Below are 16,659 nucleotides of genomic sequence, written 5' to 3'. Positions count from 1 at the left end.
GCTGTCATGTATCGATTCCGGGACCGTGCAGACCCGCCGTAGCGTAGTAATGTTCTCGTTCTTTTTCGCGTTGTTCTATGCGTTCTTCTTGGGTGATACCGGTTTCCATTCCGGACGGACTAGAATGGGAGCCGTCGCCAAGTATAGCATTGATAAAATGCCCGGACCCAAACTACAACCTACAGGAAAGTAAAAGAACATGCGTGCGAAATTCACTGCCCGTGCCCTCGCGTTCGGCGTGTCCGGCATTGCCTCCGTCGCTGCCGGCTTGCTGCTGTCCGGCGCCGCCCTCGCGGCCGACCCGCAGGTGTCGCTGAAGACAACCGCGGGCGAGATCGTGCTGGAACTGAACCAGGAAAAAGCGCCGAAAACGGTCGCCAACTTCCTTGCCTACGTCAGGAGCGGCTTTTACAAGGACACCATTTTCCACCGGGTGATCGACGGCTTCATGATCCAGGGCGGCGGCTACACGAAAGACCTGAAGTCGAAACCGACCCGCCCGCCGATTCCCAGCGAGTCGAAGAACGGGCTGAAGAACGAGCAGTATTCGGTCGCCATGGCGCGCATGGACAACCCGAACTCGGCCACGTCGCAGTTCTTCATCAACGTCGTCAATAACGAGGGGCTGGATTACCCGAACTTCGACGGCGTGGGCTACACCGTGTTCGGCAAGGTGATCCAGGGCCAGGAAGTGGTCGACAAGATCAAGGGCGTGCTGGTGGACGACAAGACGCCGATCTTCCAGAACGTGCCGGTGACGCCGATCGTGGTCAAGTCGGCAACCATCCTGAAGAAGCCGATCCAGCCGAAGCCGCCGAAGAGCGCCGCACCGGAGGCCGAACCGACGCCTTCCGCCGCTGCGCAGTAAAATAGCGTTTTGCCATTGTCTGCTGTAATATCGCGGCCCCCGATTCACCCAGATCACCCAGACCAACAGGACTATTATGACCACCATTACCATCACCACCAACAAGGGCAAGATCGTTGCCGAGCTGGATGCTGAAAAAGCGCCGAAGACCGTCGAGAACTTCCTGAACTACGCCAAGGCCGGCCACTACGACAACACGATCTTCCACCGCGTGATCGACGGCTTCATGATCCAGGGCGGCGGTTTCGAGCCAGGCATGAAGCAGAAACCGGCCGACCAGACGGTCGAGAACGAAGCCAAGAACGGCCTGAAAAACGAACCGTACACGCTGGCCATGGCCCGCACGTCGGCACCGCACTCGGCATCGGCGCAGTTCTTCATCAACGTCAAGAACAACAGCTTCCTCGACTACCCTGGCCAGGACGGCTGGGGCTACGCCGTGTTCGGCAAGGTTGTCGAAGGCACGGAAGTGGTCGACGAAATCCGCAAGGTGAAAACCACGCGCAGCGGCATGTTTGCCGACGTGCCGGTGGAAGACGTGATCATCGAAAAAGTCGAAGTCGCGCAATAATCCTGGCCGCTTTCGCTTGATTCTTTTCATCTCCGACCTGCACCTGCAGGAAGACCGGCCCGCGTTGACAGAGGCGTTCCTGCGCTTCGTCGACGAGCGGGCCCGGTCCGCCCGGCAGCTTTATCTGCTGGGCGATCTGTTCGAATACTGGGCGGGCGACGACGACCTCGACGCCCCCTTCCACCAACGCATCGTCTCCAGCCTGCGCTCATTGGCCGACGGCGGTGTCGAACTGTTCTGGATCGCCGGTAACCGCGATTTCCTGGTCGGCGACGCCTTTGCGCAAGCTGCCGGCCTCACCCTGCTGCCCGAAACGTGGGTGGTCGAGGACCACGGCCGCCGCATCGTGCTCGTGCACGGCGACGCCCAGTGCACCATGGATGTCAACTACATGGCATTCCGTGCGCAAGTGCGCCAGCCGGCCTGGCAACAGCAGTTCCTGGCAATGCCGCTGACCCAGCGCAAGGGGATCATCGCCGGCCTGCGCGACAACAGCCGCAAGGACCAGGCAGGCAAAAGCGACGAGATCATGGACGTGACGCCGGCCGCCATCGCGGCCGTGTTTGCCGAAACGGACACCACCGTCATGATCCACGGCCACACGCACCGCCCCGCCCTGCACGACGTCGATGGCAAACTGCGGTACGTGCTGCCCGACTGGGAGCCGGAAGCGACGCCGCCGCGCGGCGGCTGGATCGCCATCGACGACGATGGGACGATCACGCGGCACACCCTCGACGGATCCCGCATCGACTGAACCGGGGACGCGCCCGCCCCCGGCATTCATTGCGCTGGCCAGATGTCGGCCTCCGTCCACCCCAGCTCCGCAAAATCGCGCGCTCGCAGCGGCGCCTCGCCGCTGGCGTAAAACTCATCGAGCTGCGGCGGCGCCACGCCGGTCCCGGCCAGCATCGCATGCACCTGGCCCCGATGGTGGATCTGGTGCTGAAACAGGTGTGCCAGCAGCCGCTGGCGCGTGTCGCGCTGAACGCTGTCCGCGCGCAGGATCGCCACGACGGCATCGAGCGCGTCGTCCGTCAGGCCCCGGCAGTAGCCGATCAGCAGGTTGTCGCTCTGCTTCTGCGCCCACCACACGGCGGCGCATGTGGCATATGGCGCGGGTGGCCTGAAAAAGCTGCCGACGTCGGGGTGCGGCGGCTCGCCCCGGCGCTCGCGCCACAGCGCGTCCACATACAACTGCTGCACGGTGACGAGATGGTTCAGCGTCAGCCCGATGCCGGGAAAGAAACTCGTCCGCGTGGTGTCGTCGAACTCGGGCTGGCTGAGCGCACTGCACGCGCGCAGCAGCCGGTGGTTCGACCAGGCGTTGTTGTATGCCTGCGCCAGCAGATAGCGCGCGAGGGGATTCGATGTCTGCGATGCCACGTGTGCCTCCTGCGCACATTATGCACCCCGGTTTCATCAACCGGCGGCGGGATAGCGCTTGTGCCCGTGCCCGCACGCGCCTAAGCTGGACAGTCCTGCCACAACTCCGGGGATGCCATGGAAGAGGACGCATCGCGGTTGACCGAGCGCCAGCGCAACGAGCTGGCGTACCACCGGCAGCATGCCAGGGAACACGAAGACATGGTGCGCCGGCCCTTCTCGTTCGACGTTCTGGATCGCCCGGGGCGGCGCTGGTGGAACGGCTACTGGCAGATGTACGCCTACCTGCTGACCCAGGATCTGCGCGGCCGGCGCGTGCTGGTCGTCGGCTGCGGCTTCGGCGAAGACGCGCTGCGCCTGGCCCGGCTGGGCGCGCAGGTGACGGCGTTCGACCTCAGTCCCGATTCCCTGGCGATTGCCCGCCGCCTGGCCGCGCGCGAGGGGCTCGTCATCGACTTCGGCCAGATGCCCGCCGAATGCCTGATCTATGCCGACGACAGCTTCGACTGCATCGTCGCGCGCGACATCCTGCACCACGTGGACATACCCGCCGCCATGCGCGAGATCCGGCGCGTGGCCCGGCCGCAGGCTCTCCTGGTCGTCAACGAGATCTATTCGCACTCGCTGACCGACACGATCCGCCGCTCGCGCTTCGTCGAAGCGTTTCTGTACCCGCGCATGCAGCGCCTGATCTACGGCCCCGACAGCCGTACATCACGGCGGACGAGCGCAAGATGTCGGAGCACGATATCGCGCTGGTGCGAACGATCATGCCCCGGCTGGAGATGTCGCGCCACTTCAACTTTCTCGTCACGCGCGTACTGCCCGACACGTCGCGGTGGCTGGCCATGCTCGACCGGGTGCTGCTGGTGGCACTGCGGCCGGTAGCCAACCTGTGCGCTGGCCGTCGCCTGTTTGCCGGACGCATCGTCAAGTGACGGGTGTCGGCGATTGCCGTCGCATTCGCAGTGGCTCAACCGGCCGCGGCAAAGGTGGCAGCAGCCAGCCTAGTGCCGCGGCACTGTTGCGAATGCCGCTTCCAGCCGGCGGATCAGCGGCAGGTTCATGGTGTGGGTATGGCGGTTCCAGTGGTCCATCGTCGATTGCAGTTCGTTCTGCAGGCGGTGCGCCAGCTGGTACTCGCGCGCGCCCGCGGCCCAGATGGCGAATTCCGCCTTGGCCTCGAAACTGCCGAACCGGTTGACGACCGCCTCGAACTCGGCCCGCGCAGCCTCCGCCTGGCCGGCGCCGGCCAGCGCTTGCGCCAGCAGGAGGCCCGTCTGCTCGGAACGGAAGTGGACATCGGTGCGACGGACGAACTCCAGGTGCCGCCGCGCCGCGTCGTACTGGCCGCAGGCCAGGTTGGCACGCGCGGCCCCCAGGCGGATCTCCAGGTCGGCCGCAAACGGTCCCTGCAGGCATTCCTCGTAAGTGCGGGCGGCGGCGGCGGCCTCGCCCGCCTCCAGCTGCGCCGCGGCCAGCCGCATGCGGTGCTGCGCCGTCGGCGTAAAGTCGAACGCTTCCTGGGCCGCGCGCAGTTCGCGGGTCGGATCGAGTACCCTGGCCGCCCCGGCCACCACCTTGCGGGCGCCGTGCTGCAGGCGCGAAGCCGGCAGGTAGACACCGAAGAAATACACGACGCTGCCCAGCAGCGGGAATGCGAACAGGATCATCAGCCAGTACATCTGCTGACGGCTGCGCACGGCGTGCACGGCAAAGAAAATGGCGACGAGGACGTGCAGGCCGATACCGAGGAAGGGCATGGGAACTCCGATGGGGCGGGCAATTGTGCGTGCCGCTATTGTAGGGAGTTGGCCCTGCCAGCACAACTTCGGGCTGGCTTGAGCGGCGCCGCCGGCCTCAGGGCGTGTATTCGCGCCTGTCCCCCTCGCGTTATTTCACCGGTTCGACGTGGATCGACAACCCCGTCGCCGTGGTGCGGATCGCCGTCGGGACGAACTGCACGCCGGCGTAGCGCAGATCTTCGGGACGGAACGTGTAGACGGGCACGTCGCGCACGACGCGGTCGATGACGACGTTGCCGGCCGCCGTCAGCTGCCCTTGCAGGGCGCCGTCGACGCCATCGATGGTAAAGCGTTCGATACGGGTGTCGGCCAGCACGACGGCGCTGCGCACATTGTCGACCAGCAGGCGGCCGGACAGCATCACATTGCCTTGCAGCGCGCGCCGCACCAGCGGCGTGGACGCGATCACGTCGGCCTCCAGCGCCACGCGGTCGTTTTCACCTTGCAGCGACAGGCGCGGGTTGGCCAGCTGCAGGTCGAACACGGCCAGCGCCCGCTGCTGGATCGGGAAGCGCTGTTCCAGGCCACGCTGCAGCTTCGCCAGCGGGATGTCGACGTCGCGCGGCCCCGTCAGGCTGGCGCAGCCCGCCAGCCCCAGCCCGGCTAATACAACCACCCCGGCCACGCCAGCCAGCATCTGCCCCAGGCGCGCCCGGCGCCCCGTCGTTTTCGTTGTTGTCATGGTCTTCCTGTGCTTGTGAACTTATGCGCATGATAATGCACGCAGCGCACCCATGGCGGCATGAACCGTGCCATCGGTACGTCGCGCCGGCGCCGTTTATCGTAGAGTAGGCGCATGACCAATTCCCATTACATCGGCTGCGCCGGCTGGGCGCTGCCGCGCGCCGCCATCGACAGCTTCCCCGCCGAGGGCAGCCATCTGGAACGCTATGCCGCCGTCTTCAACGCGGTGGAGATCAATTCGTCGTTCTACCGGCCGCACCAGCCGAAAACCTATGCAAAGTGGGCGAGCGCCACCCCACCCCACTTCCGCTTTGCCGTCAAGCTGCCGAAGGCGATCACGCACGAAGCAAAGCTGGTCGGGGCGGAGGAAGCGCTCGCGCGTTTTGCCGGCGAAGTAGAAGGGTTGGGAGAAAAACTGGGGTGCATCCTCGTGCAACTGCCGCCGAAGCTGGCGCTCGACACCACCGCCGCCGGCGCCATCTTCGCGGCGCTGCACGCCCGCTTCGACTGCCTGATCGCGTGCGAAGCCCGTCATGCCAGCTGGTTCGAGGAAACGGGCACGCAGCTGTTGCGGGACGCCGGCGTCACGCGCGTGCTGGCCGATCCGGCCGTGGCCTACACCGGGCCGTTCGTGCCGACGGCGGAGACGGCGTACGTGCGGCTGCACGGCAGCCCGCGCATCTACTACTCGAGCTACGAAGAACAGCGGCTGTGGGACGTGCATGCGTGGCTGGCGCAGCAGGATGCCGCCTGGTGCATCTTCGATAACACGGCATCCGGCGCCGCGGTGCCGGATGCCCTGGCGCTGCGCGCCATGGGATGACGCGCAGCGGTGGACGGCTCAGGCCTGGCCGCGGTACCGCTCCAGCCAGTGCGCATACGGTGCCGGCAGCACCCACGTCGGGCGCGCCACTTCCAGCTGTTGCGCCGCCTTGAGCGGATAGTGCGGATTGGCCAGGTGGGCGCGCCCGATCATCACGAGGTCCATCTGGCCGTCGGCAACCACGCGGTTCGCCACTTCCGGCACGTCGATGCCCCACGACGACGCGACCGGCAAGCCGGTTTCCTCGCGCACGCGCTGCGCCACCGGGGCCAGGAACGGGCCGCTGGCCCAGGGGATGCTGGCGTGCGGCGTGGAGAAACCGACGCTGACGTTCAGCATATCCAGGCCGGCTTCACGCATCAGGTTGACCAGGCGGATCGACTCGGCCAGCGTCGCTTCGTCGCGCCCGTCGTATTCGATGACGCCGAAACGGGCCGTCAGTGGCAGGTTCTGCGGCCAGACGGCGCGCACGGCGGCCAGTGTCTCGAGCAGGAAGCGGCTGCGGCCTTCGAAGCTGCCGCCGTATTCGTCGTCGCGCTTGTTGGCGTCCACGTTGAAGAAGCTCTGCGCCAGGTAGCCGTGCGCGAAGTGCAGTTCCAGCCATTCGAAGCCGGCGGCCAGTGCGCGCCTGGCGGCGGCCACGAAGTCGGCGGTGACGCGGGCAATATCGTCCTTCGTCATGGCGCGCGGCACTTGCGGCAGGTTCTCCCCGAACGCGATAGCCGATGGCGCGATGGTTTCCCAGCCGCGCGAATCGTCGGGCGCGATATGGTCGTCGCCTTCCCACGGACGGTTGGCGCTGGCCTTGCGGCCGGCGTGCGCGATCTGGATGCCGGCAACGGCGCCGCCGGCCTTGATGCTGGCGGCAATGGCGGCCATGCCGTCGATCTGCGTGTCGGTCCACAGGCCCGTGCAGCCGGGCGTGATGCGGCCTTCCGGCGATACGGCCGTCGCTTCGACGATGACCAGGCCCGCGCCGCCGCGGGCGATTGACGCATAGTGCGCCTGGTGCCAGTCCGTGGTGTGGCCGTCGACGGCGCTGTACTGGCACATCGGCGGCACCGCGATACGGTTACGCAGCGTGACGTCCTTGAGTTTGAATGGGGCGAATAATGCAGCCATGGATTCCTTGATAATCGGTTGGGATGGCACCGCTGCGCGGGCACGGCGTCGCCATGCTGCCAGCGTCACGGACGTGGCAACGGTGTCGGGGGTTGGCAATCGGGTTGTCTGTCGTACCGGAGAGGATTGCGGTTCCTGTCCAGGCATGGGCAAAAATGATAGCAGAAGCTTGCCGAGCCTGCTGGCGACACCCGTAAAAGCGCGGTGGTGCTATGCTGCCGCTCTCCGATTACACTGCCGTGCCATGACCGCACACCCGGATTACCGCATCCTGACCGTCGCCAGGCTCGAACACGCGGCGCTGGCCGCCGGCGATTTCTCGTTCGACGTCACTGCGGTGGCCGCGCCGCCGTTCGGAGCGGACGACATCGACACGATCGTGCCGGTGACGCGCTACCGGAAATCGTACGGCGAGCACGTGGAGGACCTGGTGCCGCAAGAAGATGGTGCCCTGTTCGCCGCCTGCGCCAATGATGCACTGTGCGGTTACCTGGCGGTGACGCGCGACTGGAACGGATTCGCGCTGGTGGACGACGTCGCGGTAGCCAGGCGCTCCCGCGGCGCCGGCCTGGGGCGCGCCCTGATGGACGCGGCGCGCGAGTGGGCAATGTCGGCGGGCCTGGCCGGCCTGCGCCTGGAGACGCAGTCGACCAACGTGCCGGCTTGCCGTTTCTACCGGCGCTATGGCTTTCGGCTCGCGGGCCACGACCGCATGCTGTACGCGGCCGTGCCCGGGCTGGCGCACGAGGTGGCCCTGTTCTGGTACCTCGTGTTCGCCGACGGGGACCGGCGTCAGGCAGCCAGCCCCGAAGGTCCCGTCCGATAACGGTCGAAGGCCTGCGGCGTCACCAGCTCGCCGAATTCCACGGTGCGCGTGGCGATGTCGTGATAGGCGCCAACCAGGCCCATTTCGCCCCGTTCGATGCAGCCGCGCAGGTACTCGCTGTTGGCGATGATTTCACCCAGCGAGTTCTCGATGTTCTGACGCGTGACCCGCTCCAGCTCACTGCCTGTCGCGCCGTGCGCTTCGCCGCACTGGCACTGGCGGATCGCCGTCTGGATCTTGCCCGTGATCGAGCCGATGCTGTGAGAGTGCTCGTTCTTCAGCGCCAGCCCGATCGCGCCGCAGCTGGAGTGGCCTTTCACCACGATCAGCTTGGCCCCCAGCTTGTGGGCGATTTCCAGGCTGCCGATGATTTCCTTGCTGATCACGTTGCCGGCGATGCGGATCGTCAGCAGGTCGCCCAGGCCCTGGTCGAAGATGATCTCCGGGGACGTGCGCGAATCGATGCAGTTGACGACAACGGCCATCGGATGCTGCCCGCCGGCGGTGGCGTCGGCCTGGTGCAGGTAGTATTTCTTGATCCAGCGGCCGGCCTTGAAGCGCTCGTTGCCGTCGCGCAGCAGCTGCAGCACGTCCGCCGGCTGCAACCGTGTCTGCGTTTCCTTGTCCAGCGCCGGGACGAACTGGATCGGGTCGCTCAACTGGTACTCGTCGCGCAGGCCGATGACGTTCAGCTGGATGTCGCGCTCGGCCGCCACGATGCGGAAGTCCTGGATGGTTTCCAGCACGTCGTGATCGATGAAGTCGGCGTTGCTGGCGTCGATCAGCACTTTCGCGCCGTTGGGAATTTCCCACAGGGTCGACTTGATCGTGGCCTTGTTCAGGAACGACACCTGGTTCGGCAGCTCCATCTTGATGACTTCGCCGATATGCAGACGGTACTGTTCGATCGTGTACGGATTGCGGAAGTTGCTGCGCATCAGGTAGAACAGGCTGGCGGCCAGGCCGATCAGGACGCCCATCAGCAGGTCGATGGCGACGATCGCGACGATCGTGATCGCGAACGGCACGAACTGCGACCATCCTTTGCGGTACATGTCCGTGAACAGCGAAACCTTGGCCAGCTTGTAGCCCGTCATGATCAGGATGGCGGCCAGCGCAGCCAGCGGAATCGCGTTCAGCATCGGACTCAGCACGAGCACGCTGGCAAGCAGCAGCAGGCCATGGAACACGGCGGACATCTTGGTGCGATTGCCGCTGTGGATGTTGACGGAACTGCGCACGATCACGGACGTGACCGGCAGCCCGCCCAGCAGGCCGGCGGCGATATTGCCGAAGCCCTGCGCGACCAGCTCGCGGTTGGTCGGCGTCTCGCGCTTGTGCGGATCGAGCTTGTCCACCGCCTCCACGTTGAGCAGCGTCTCCAGCGACGCCACGATGGCGATCGTGAAGGCGACGATCCACACGTCGCGGTTGGCCAGATGCGCCAGGTCGGGCAGCTGCAGATACGCGCCCAGGTTGGACGCGTCCAGCGGCGGTATGTCCACCAGGTGACTCGGTTCGATGCGCAGCGCCGGCACGTAACGGTTGAACAGGATATTGAGCACGACACCCAGCACGACGACGAACAGCGGCGCGGGCAGCAGCTTGATGTTCCTCAAAGGCGTGCGATCCCAGTACAGCAGTACCAGCATCGACAGCGCGGCAATGACGACGGCGCCGGGCGTGATGACGTTGAAGGCACTGGCAATGGCGGAGAACGTGTTCTCCCCGTTCGCCTGGGCAAACGCGAAGGCGTCCGCGCCGCTGCGGTCGTAGCCGATCGCGTGCGGTATCTGTTTCAGGATCAGCAGCACGCCAATGGCGGCCAGCAGCCCCTTGATCACGTTCGACGGGACGTAATTGGCGATAAAGCCCGCGCGGAATATCCCCATGGCCAATTGCAGGAAGCCGGCAATCAGAATGGCGACCAGCAGGATCTCGAATGCGCCCAGCTTGGTAATGGATGCCAGCACGACGGCTGCGAGACCGGCTGCGGGCCCGCTGACGCTGGTCTGCGAGCCGCTCAGCATGCCGACGATAATGCCGCCAATGATGCCCGAGATAATGCCGGAAAATAGCGGTGCGCCCGATGCCAGGGCAATACCAAGGCATAATGGCAGGGCGACCAGGAAGACCACAATGCCGGCCGGTATATCGTATTTAAGGTCGTTTTTGAGGTTTGCGATATTCATAATATGACGTGGTAACGATGGTTATCAGTCACGCGCCAGGCCGCATCCCCCGAAATGGCGGGAATTACGTTGACGTGTACGGAGCAGGCGATGTCGCGCTACCGGCGATTCCGGGCGGCTGTGCCGGATGGGTGAGCGTGGAGGCATCATCGCCATGTTAATGAAACAGCGCAATGATTTACCTCAAAGCCGGTAACTGGTGCGGCATCGGTGAACCCAATATAACACGGTATTTTACGTTTTCAACGATGTTGCAATATTACGTTACATTAGCTTTGATGAAATATCGGTTACCTATCAAACACATTTGTTACACTCATAATGACGGTAATGGAAGGGGCTGCCTCGAGCCTTGATATTGTTATTTTTCGTTTGCATATCCGATATCACCGCTGCTAATAACCGCTTAATTGCGGCGCCGGCCCGCATGTTTGCGAGGTTTCAAACGGACTGAACAGCGTTAAATGGATGTCGGCAACCGTCTGCGGAAAATACTTTGTTTCACTGCCGTGGCGCGGCAGTATCCCTGATGCGCCCGTCAGCCCGGTCGTTGAAATCGGACTCATATTGCGCCCTCGCGCCTGACCACCTGTCAGATTTGACAGCCCCGCCCGCAGCTATTGACACAAAAATCCGCTCGGGCCCGAATTCTAGTGTTATAGTTCACTACAACACTAGATCATCATCAGGCACGACGGGAGGAACCATGTATGTGGAATGACAAGTCGCCGATCTACCGCCAGCTCAAGGAGCGGGTGATCGGCATGATGCTCGACGGGGTGCTGAAACCCGGCGACGCCCTGCCCTCCGTGCGGCAGGTCGCGGCGGATTTTCAGCTCAACCCGATTACCGTCTCCCGGGCATACCAGGAGCTGGTCGATGAAACGCTGGTCGAAAAACGGAGGGGATTAGGCATGTACGTTACCGAAGGAGCTGTCGAAAAACTGCTGGCCAGCGAGCGCGAGCGTTTCATTCGCGAGGAATGGCCGGCGATGGTGGAACGCATTCGCCGGCTGGGACTGGATCTCGAAGGCCTGCTGCGCGCAGTGGGAAGCACAGGGAGCCCCCAATGAGCCCGATTATCAGCGCCCGCAACCTCACCAAGCGCTATGGCAAGCGGACGGCGCTCGACGGCACCACGTTCGCGATCCAGCCCGGCCGCATCGTCGGCCTGATCGGCCCGAACGGCTCGGGCAAGACGACGACCTTGAAAGCGATCCTCGGCCTGTGCCGCTTCGACGGTGACCTGACCGTCCTGGGCATGGACCCGCGCCGCCAGCGCGACGAGCTGATGAACGACGTCTGCTTCATCGCCGACGTCGCCATCCTGCCCCGCTGGCTGAAGGTGAAGGAGGCGATCGACTTCGTGGCCGGTGTCCATCCCCGCTTCGACCGCAGCAAGGCGGAGCGCTACCTGGCCAACACGAAACTGACCCCGGACATGCGCGTGAAGGCCATGTCGAAAGGGATGATCGTCCAGCTGCACCTGGCGCTCGTGATGGCGATCGACGCGAAGCTGCTGGTGCTGGACGAACCCACGCTGGGCCTGGACATCCTGTACCGCAAGCAGTTCTACCAGAACCTGCTGGAAGACTACTTCGACGAGAACAAGACGATCGTCATCACGACGCACCAGATCGAGGAAGTGGAACACATCCTGACCGACCTGCTGTTCATCCAGGACGGGCGCATCACGCTGTCCGCCTCGATGGATGAAATCGGCGAGCGCTATACGGAGGTGATGGTAGAGCCGCACCAGGCCGCGGCGGCCAACGCGCTGCAGCCGATGACGCAGCGTACCGTGTTCGGCAAGCCCGTCATGCTGTTCGACGGGGTGCCGCGCCAGCAATTGCAAAATCTTGGCGAACTGCGCACGCCCAGCGTGGCGGACCTGTTCGTCGCCAGCATGAGAGGGAGCTACGAATGAAACCGATGGAGCCGAAACTGAAAACGATGGGATGGCTGATCCGGCGCGAATACTGGGAGCACAAGGGCATGCTGCTGTGGGTGCCCGTGGCGATCGCCACGCTGATGGTGGCCTTCGCGCTGGCCATGGCCTTCATGGGCCACAACGCCGAGATTCATTGGGATATGCCGGAAGGCAAAGCGTCGGGCGTCACCATCCTGATGGGCCAGCGCCAGCAAGTGGCCCTGGCGGACAAGGCCGCCGCGACGTATCCGATCGTCGCCGCCCCGCTCTACATGGCACTGGGGTTCATGGTGTTCTCCTACTGCATCGGCGCGCTGTACAACGAGCGGCGCGACCGCAGCCTGCTGTTCTGGAAGTCGCTGCCCGTGTCGGATGCGGCCACCGTAGTGTCGAAAGCGGCGCTGGCACTGCTGCTGATACCGCTGGGGATCGTCGTACTGGCCCTGGCGACAGCCTTGCTGGTCACACTGATCGCATTGGGCGTGCTGGCTTACAAGGGTACCAATGTGCTGCCGTTACTGCTGACCTCTCCGCACTTCTGGCTGACACCGTTGAAGCTGGTCGCACTGGTGCCCGTCTACATGCTGTGGGCGCTGCCGACGGTCGGCTGGCTCCTGATGGTGTCGAGCTGGGCCCGCTCCAAGGTATTCCTGTGGGCGGTCGGGGCGCCGCTGCTGACGGCAATGCTGCTGTCGTGGGCCAACAAGGCATTTACGCTGGGGCTGGACATGGAGTGGCTGTTCTCGAACATCATCAGCCGGCTGCTCGTCAGCGTCGTGCCCGGCTCGTGGTTTGCCATCGAAGCGCTGCGCCGACCGGTGGAATATGCGGGCGCTGTCGCCGAGCGGGGCCCGACGTCCGAAGTGCATGGCGTCGTGGACGCCTTGTTCAATGGCTCGTGGGCCGCCGTGGCGACACCCAATCTGCTGATCGGCGCCCTGGCCGGCGTGCTCATGATTGCCGCCGCGATCTGGCTGCGGCGCCACCGCGAAGAAGGTTGAGCTTCCCTTGAAGGCAGAGCTCCGTGTAAGGGTTGTCTTACACAGCAATAGGAATCTACCGATGCCGCGCCAGGAAAGTACTTGAGATAATGCCATCATTAAGCCAGCGTCACGTTCCGCTTGAGAAACCGGAACGGGCGTTGGCAGCTTTTTTTCAGGGATGGCTATGATGAAGATTGTCGACCAACGTTATCTGGGCAGTGCCAACCGGTACAGCACCGAGCCCTGCCTGCTGAGCATTCTTGACCTGGGCCACCCGGCCCCCGCGTGCGCCGCCACGATGGCGCAGCTTCGCGAGCGCCTGGCCAAGGTACTGCCGGGTCTGCGCCGCGGCCGCAGCCTGATCGGCATTGTGGGCGACGAAGTCGTGCCGGAGGAACCGGACGCTCCGTGCGAGGGCCTGCAGCTGGCGCGTCTGATCCAGAGCGTCGCCATCGAACTGCACCGCCTGACGGGCGACGAAGTGATGGTCGGGTTTGTCGGCGGCGTGCCGAAGATGGAGGGACGCTACCGCCTGATCCTGCCGTTTCGTTGCGGCACGGTCGCTAATGCGGCGCTGACGCTGTCGATCGCATTGATCGACGCGCTGCTGCGGGACGAGCCGTTCGACCTGGAAGCGGGTCTGGCCGAACTGCGCGAGCTGGCGGCCAACGGCACGCCGGGTCCGGGCCCTGCGCCGCAACCGACGATGCCGATTGCGGCCTGACGCTGCCCGGAACGCCGGACAAGACACATCCTGGCTCTGAAGGCAGTCGCGCTCCACGCAGAGCCACTCATGCAGTCCGCTACCGGTCACCCCGCCCGGCCGTCCAGCTGAGATGCTGCCCATATTCAGCTGATGCCGGGTATCCACGGGGATATACCTCGATACTTCAGCACACGCTCGCGCCGCCTCACCAGGCGGGAGCGTTGCGATGCCGATTCCATCACCGCCGGATACGTGGAATCGCTCAAGGATTTCCGGCGCCATTTCAAAAGGTTCCAGGCACGACTCGGCCGTTCTTCTCTTGCGTTTGCAGCGACACAGCAGCCACGTCGACGAACCGCCATCTTCGTGAGCCTTGGAGCGCCTGACAAAACCTCTGAGCGTATCTACAACAGATGAGTGAGCGCACAAGCGGCCGCGAAAACCGCCGTCATCCTGTGCCCACACTCCGGTCATGTTCGTCCGCTTCCGCCCCATAGCGGTCATTGATTATGCTGCATCATCGTCATATCCGGCCGGCAAACCGGTATGGACAAAGGTGAGCCCGCGCGCCACGAGATATTCGCTAATTTGAGAGAAAACCATCTCGGCTTCTGGTGTTGGTCGATACTTCGCAATTAGGTGAACTACTAAATTTCGTCCTCGCGCGTCTGGGTACGTGGTGTAGATTTCCCCGCTCTCCGCGAAGTTAAGGTAAGCATTTACCTTCGCCTCCAACAACGAGTAGTGGCTTCTCCCCCACGGCAAATGGTCACTGATTGTCAAGTGAACGTCCCCGGTTTCCTTGTTGATGCCAATAGCATCCACTGCCAAGGCGTGTTCAATCGTCATAATCGGTCATAAAGTAAAGAAGTCCGCTTTTGGCCGACAGTGGCCGTATGGTAGCGTCCGGTTCCGACCCTAAGCAGCCGTTAGCACCGCTTTCCAGTCTAGCAGTACTGCGACAACACGTAGAGTGGCTTCAATGTTTCCCGTAAGTCCCATCCGTCTGGTGACGACCCCGTTTAGGTAGCTGGCAACTCGCTCCGCGCTCGCGTCATCTTCGAGTAGCGTAACCACTTGAGGCACGTACGATCGATATTCGTCCCTTGCCGACGGTACGGCTGACACGCCGATTGGATCCCAAAGATAGTAAAGCACCTCGTCAACCCGCCGGTACATTTCTTTCTCTTCTTGAGTGCTCATCTTTAGTTTCCAGAGAGTTCGCCGGGCCGCAACGGCCGCTCGTGGCCGAGTGCTGCCGTTCAGCGTATGACACCTTGCGCCCCATTGCGGGCCTTTACAGAGACGGTTACCCGTCAACGTCTGGAAGTGTGCCCGTCAGCACGAGTAAGCGAGAGAATTTCGAGATTGCTAAGTGTATGTCGTCTCGCGTGTCGCCATCCCACTCTTCGATGGTTTCCAGCTCTGCCGTCAGCCCAGCTATTCTCGCCTTGATCTCTGCGACTTCGGGAGCACCACAGTTTTCCGCAATGGCATCCCATCTGGATTCCGGAATACGTTCCTGGATCGAAAGCCCGACCTTTGCATTATCGATGAACGACGAAAGTTTGCTCATGTGATTGAAAGTTTGACCCGCTGAACACGTCAAAGTCCGCTTTTGGCCGCTTGCGGCCTGTTCGGAAATCATGAAGACAGAGAAAAACGCTAGCCAAAGCAATGGCAATCCCATCACCACTCCAATTCATGATTGATGCCTAGGCGTCATCCTCGCAATTGCTCAACGTCTGCTATTGGCCGCAACCGCCATTGCCGTGGTCTGGGAGACCTATGCGATTAAGAACAGCGATTCTGCGTTTTTCGCATGAGAAGCAATCGCCTAGCGTGCGACGAACGTGACAATATTGTCTCCGTAGTCGCCGTCAAGCCACCCGTGATAGCCCATGCACATTCCATCACCGTCGCGCAAGTCCAGTTCGGCTGCAATGCCGGGCGGTTCTCGATTCACTAGCCGTGCGGTCACGGAGAGCTCGACAGATTGAGGCCCGCTTCTGAGAATACCGGACACACCGTCAATCACCATCATCAAGCCGTACATCGCATCATCAATTCCTTTCTGCACAGCTAGGCGAGTTTCGTCCGGCAGCGTCGGGTCGATTTTTTCGGTAGCGTAAGCCCGTACGTCCTCGAATAGAATGCGACCTGCGGCGTGCTGTAGCCAAAGCTCCAACGCGTGTGCCTGCTGCGGTGGACAAGAAAGTTCTAACTGCGATGTCCCCATGGGTACGTCTCCTAAAGCTCTAATCAATACGGAAAAGATCGTCGAAGCGGTATTAAACGTCTCACCTCCCCCTGGTGAGCGGCCGCTTTTGGCCGAAACCGGCCTGTCGCAGTAGGATACCATGTTGCCAAAGCGAACAACTCACGGATTGTCATGACCGTCGGCAACCTTCCGAAGGCGGACAAACCGATGAGGCTTTCGGTGTGCCTCCATTTTATTTGGACGGAGGTGCAGGTGTTAGCAGGCGTTAGCGCCAGCCAATGCCGCCGCGCCGGTGTACGGGAAGAATTGCACCTTGACGTTCCGCGTGCTGGTCCATCGGACTCGCGGCTGTCGCACGGCTGCGGGCCGCTGCCCGCCTGAGGCGCGCGAGCCCGCGCGACCAGCGCAGGGTTTGCGATGGGAGTCGTGCTCTACACTTGCCACCGTCCTTAAGGACCCATAGCGCCTGCGCATATTTCCTTGGGCGTGAGAGAAGGGGTGTGCACAGGGTCGTGAAGTACATGCCGGGCATGCGTGCGTTG

The 16,659-nt window shown here is 63.2% G+C and carries 18 protein-coding genes; 10 read left to right on the top strand and 8 right to left on the bottom strand.

Annotated elements, in window-relative coordinates:
• Positions 1-199 precede the first annotated feature (199 nt).
• The 3 genes from E1742_RS26010 to E1742_RS26000 all read left to right on the top strand — a co-directional run bounded on the left by E1742_RS26010 (position 200) and on the right by E1742_RS26000 (position 2,196).
• Positions 200-868: a peptidylprolyl isomerase gene (locus tag E1742_RS26010; protein ID WP_134387889.1), complete on the top strand. Its 669-nt coding sequence runs from the start codon at positions 200-202 to the stop codon at positions 866-868.
• 76 nt (positions 869-944) lie between these two features.
• Positions 945-1,439, top strand: a complete 495-nt coding sequence (locus E1742_RS26005; RefSeq protein WP_134387888.1) for a peptidylprolyl isomerase — start codon at positions 945-947, stop codon at positions 1,437-1,439.
• A 16-nt stretch (positions 1,440-1,455) separates the two neighbouring features.
• Entirely contained in the window at positions 1,456-2,196 is a 741-nt protein-coding gene (locus tag E1742_RS26000) for a UDP-2,3-diacylglucosamine diphosphatase (protein ID WP_134387887.1), read from the top strand.
• Positions 2,197-2,222: 26 nt separating this feature from the next.
• On the opposite strand, the gene E1742_RS25995 is transcribed toward E1742_RS26000, so the two are convergent.
• On the bottom strand, positions 2,223-2,825 hold the full coding sequence (locus E1742_RS25995) for a DinB family protein (RefSeq protein WP_134387886.1): 603 nt from the start codon (positions 2,823-2,825) through the stop codon (positions 2,223-2,225).
• 117 nt (positions 2,826-2,942) lie between these two features.
• Here E1742_RS25995 and E1742_RS25990 point away from each other — a divergent pair, with 117 nt between their 5' ends.
• Complete coding sequence (locus tag E1742_RS25990; protein WP_134387885.1) at positions 2,943-3,713, top strand: class I SAM-dependent methyltransferase; 771 nt, start codon at positions 2,943-2,945, stop codon at positions 3,711-3,713.
• 119 nt (positions 3,714-3,832) lie between these two features.
• Here E1742_RS25990 and E1742_RS25985 read toward each other — a convergent pair whose 3' ends face one another.
• Together E1742_RS25985 and E1742_RS25980 are read right to left on the bottom strand one after the other, a co-directional pair.
• The gene (locus E1742_RS25985; RefSeq protein WP_134387884.1) at positions 3,833-4,588 is read right to left on the bottom strand and encodes a tetratricopeptide repeat protein; all 756 of its coding nucleotides are present in this window, start codon (positions 4,586-4,588) and stop codon (positions 3,833-3,835) included.
• Between the two features lie 130 nt (positions 4,589-4,718).
• On the bottom strand, positions 4,719-5,312 hold the full coding sequence (locus tag E1742_RS25980; protein ID WP_229466368.1) for a DUF1439 domain-containing protein: 594 nt from the start codon (positions 5,310-5,312) through the stop codon (positions 4,719-4,721).
• Positions 5,313-5,426: 114 nt separating this feature from the next.
• Here E1742_RS25980 and E1742_RS25975 point away from each other — a divergent pair, with 114 nt between their 5' ends.
• Positions 5,427-6,137, top strand: a complete 711-nt coding sequence (locus E1742_RS25975) for a DUF72 domain-containing protein (protein WP_134387883.1) — start codon at positions 5,427-5,429, stop codon at positions 6,135-6,137.
• An 18-nt stretch (positions 6,138-6,155) separates the two neighbouring features.
• Here E1742_RS25975 and E1742_RS25970 read toward each other — a convergent pair whose 3' ends face one another.
• Positions 6,156-7,259: an NADH:flavin oxidoreductase/NADH oxidase gene (locus E1742_RS25970; protein WP_134387882.1), complete on the bottom strand. Its 1,104-nt coding sequence runs from the start codon at positions 7,257-7,259 to the stop codon at positions 6,156-6,158.
• Positions 7,260-7,503: 244 nt separating this feature from the next.
• On the opposite strand from E1742_RS25970, the gene E1742_RS25965 reads away from it, so the two are divergent.
• Positions 7,504-8,085, top strand: a complete 582-nt coding sequence (locus tag E1742_RS25965) for a GNAT family N-acetyltransferase (protein ID WP_134387881.1) — start codon at positions 7,504-7,506, stop codon at positions 8,083-8,085.
• Here the strand turns inward: E1742_RS25965 and E1742_RS25960 are convergent.
• Complete coding sequence (locus tag E1742_RS25960; protein ID WP_134387880.1) at positions 8,052-10,277, bottom strand: bifunctional SulP family inorganic anion transporter/carbonic anhydrase; 2,226 nt, start codon at positions 10,275-10,277, stop codon at positions 8,052-8,054. The genes E1742_RS25965 and E1742_RS25960 overlap by 34 nt on opposite strands.
• A 710-nt stretch (positions 10,278-10,987) precedes the next feature.
• On the opposite strand from E1742_RS25960, the gene E1742_RS25955 reads away from it, so the two are divergent.
• From E1742_RS25955 to E1742_RS25940, 4 genes are all read left to right on the top strand, one after another.
• On the top strand, positions 10,988-11,350 hold the full coding sequence (locus tag E1742_RS25955) for a GntR family transcriptional regulator (RefSeq protein WP_134387879.1): 363 nt from the start codon (positions 10,988-10,990) through the stop codon (positions 11,348-11,350).
• Positions 11,347-12,204 (top strand): ABC transporter ATP-binding protein, encoded by an 858-nt coding sequence (locus E1742_RS25950; RefSeq protein ID WP_134387878.1) that lies wholly within the window; start codon positions 11,347-11,349, stop codon positions 12,202-12,204. Before E1742_RS25955 ends, E1742_RS25950 begins: the two co-directional genes overlap by 4 nt.
• Positions 12,201-13,208 carry a hypothetical protein gene (locus E1742_RS25945; RefSeq protein ID WP_229466367.1) on the top strand — a complete coding sequence of 336 codons (1,008 nt, stop codon included), beginning with the start codon at positions 12,201-12,203 and terminating at the stop codon, positions 13,206-13,208. Before E1742_RS25950 ends, E1742_RS25945 begins: the two co-directional genes overlap by 4 nt.
• A gap of 166 nt (positions 13,209-13,374) precedes the next feature.
• Positions 13,375-13,914, top strand: coding sequence for a cyanophycin synthetase family protein (locus E1742_RS25940; protein WP_229466366.1), 540 nt, complete (start codon positions 13,375-13,377; stop codon positions 13,912-13,914).
• 489 nt (positions 13,915-14,403) lie between these two features.
• On the opposite strand, the gene E1742_RS25935 is transcribed toward E1742_RS25940, so the two are convergent.
• The 3 genes from E1742_RS25935 to E1742_RS25920 all read right to left on the bottom strand — a co-directional run bounded on the left by E1742_RS25935 (position 14,404) and on the right by E1742_RS25920 (position 16,135).
• On the bottom strand, positions 14,404-14,745 hold the full coding sequence (locus E1742_RS25935) for a DUF6572 domain-containing protein (protein ID WP_134387877.1): 342 nt from the start codon (positions 14,743-14,745) through the stop codon (positions 14,404-14,406).
• Between the two features lie 460 nt (positions 14,746-15,205).
• Positions 15,206-15,586 carry a hypothetical protein gene (locus E1742_RS25925; RefSeq protein ID WP_206076715.1) on the bottom strand — a complete coding sequence of 127 codons (381 nt, stop codon included), beginning with the start codon at positions 15,584-15,586 and terminating at the stop codon, positions 15,206-15,208.
• 147 nt (positions 15,587-15,733) lie between these two features.
• On the bottom strand, positions 15,734-16,135 hold the full coding sequence (locus E1742_RS25920; RefSeq protein ID WP_134387875.1) for a hypothetical protein: 402 nt from the start codon (positions 16,133-16,135) through the stop codon (positions 15,734-15,736).
• Positions 16,136-16,659: the final 524 nt, after the last annotated feature.

Source organism: Pseudoduganella plicata, assembly GCF_004421005.1.
In the GTDB taxonomy this organism is placed as follows: Bacteria; Pseudomonadota; Gammaproteobacteria; order Burkholderiales; family Burkholderiaceae_D; genus Rugamonas; species Rugamonas plicata.
Note: the sequence above shows the minus strand (reverse complement) of the source record. Positions and strands in the feature narration are given on the sequence as shown.

Bases quoted from the DNA above. Each gene is read 5' to 3' on its own strand.
- E1742_RS26010 (WP_134387889.1), top strand. From the start codon at position 200: ATGCGTGCGAAATTCACTGCCCGTGCCCTCGCGTTCGGCGTGTCCGGC.
- E1742_RS26005 (WP_134387888.1), top strand. From the start codon at position 945: ATGACCACCATTACCATCACCACCAACAAGGGCAAGATCGTTGCCGAG.
- E1742_RS25990 (WP_134387885.1), top strand. From the start codon at position 2,943: ATGGAAGAGGACGCATCGCGGTTGACCGAGCGCCAGCGCAACGAGCTG.
- E1742_RS25985 (WP_134387884.1), bottom strand. From the start codon at position 4,588: ATGCCCTTCCTCGGTATCGGCCTGCACGTCCTCGTCGCCATTTTCTTT.
- E1742_RS25980 (WP_229466368.1), bottom strand. From the start codon at position 5,312: ATGACAACAACGAAAACGACGGGGCGCCGGGCGCGCCTGGGGCAGATG.
- E1742_RS25975 (WP_134387883.1), top strand. From the start codon at position 5,427: ATGACCAATTCCCATTACATCGGCTGCGCCGGCTGGGCGCTGCCGCGC.
- E1742_RS25970 (WP_134387882.1), bottom strand. From the start codon at position 7,259: ATGGCTGCATTATTCGCCCCATTCAAACTCAAGGACGTCACGCTGCGT.
- E1742_RS25965 (WP_134387881.1), top strand. From the start codon at position 7,504: ATGACCGCACACCCGGATTACCGCATCCTGACCGTCGCCAGGCTCGAA.
- E1742_RS25960 (WP_134387880.1), bottom strand. From the start codon at position 10,277: ATGAATATCGCAAACCTCAAAAACGACCTTAAATACGATATACCGGCC.
- E1742_RS25955 (WP_134387879.1), top strand. From the start codon at position 10,988: ATGTGGAATGACAAGTCGCCGATCTACCGCCAGCTCAAGGAGCGGGTG.
- E1742_RS25950 (WP_134387878.1), top strand. From the start codon at position 11,347: ATGAGCCCGATTATCAGCGCCCGCAACCTCACCAAGCGCTATGGCAAG.
- E1742_RS25945 (WP_229466367.1), top strand. From the start codon at position 12,201: ATGAAACCGATGGAGCCGAAACTGAAAACGATGGGATGGCTGATCCGG.
- E1742_RS25940 (WP_229466366.1), top strand. From the start codon at position 13,375: ATGATGAAGATTGTCGACCAACGTTATCTGGGCAGTGCCAACCGGTAC.
- E1742_RS25935 (WP_134387877.1), bottom strand. From the start codon at position 14,745: ATGACGATTGAACACGCCTTGGCAGTGGATGCTATTGGCATCAACAAG.
- E1742_RS25925 (WP_206076715.1), bottom strand. From the start codon at position 15,586: ATGGGATTGCCATTGCTTTGGCTAGCGTTTTTCTCTGTCTTCATGATT.
- E1742_RS25920 (WP_134387875.1), bottom strand. From the start codon at position 16,135: ATGGGGACATCGCAGTTAGAACTTTCTTGTCCACCGCAGCAGGCACAC.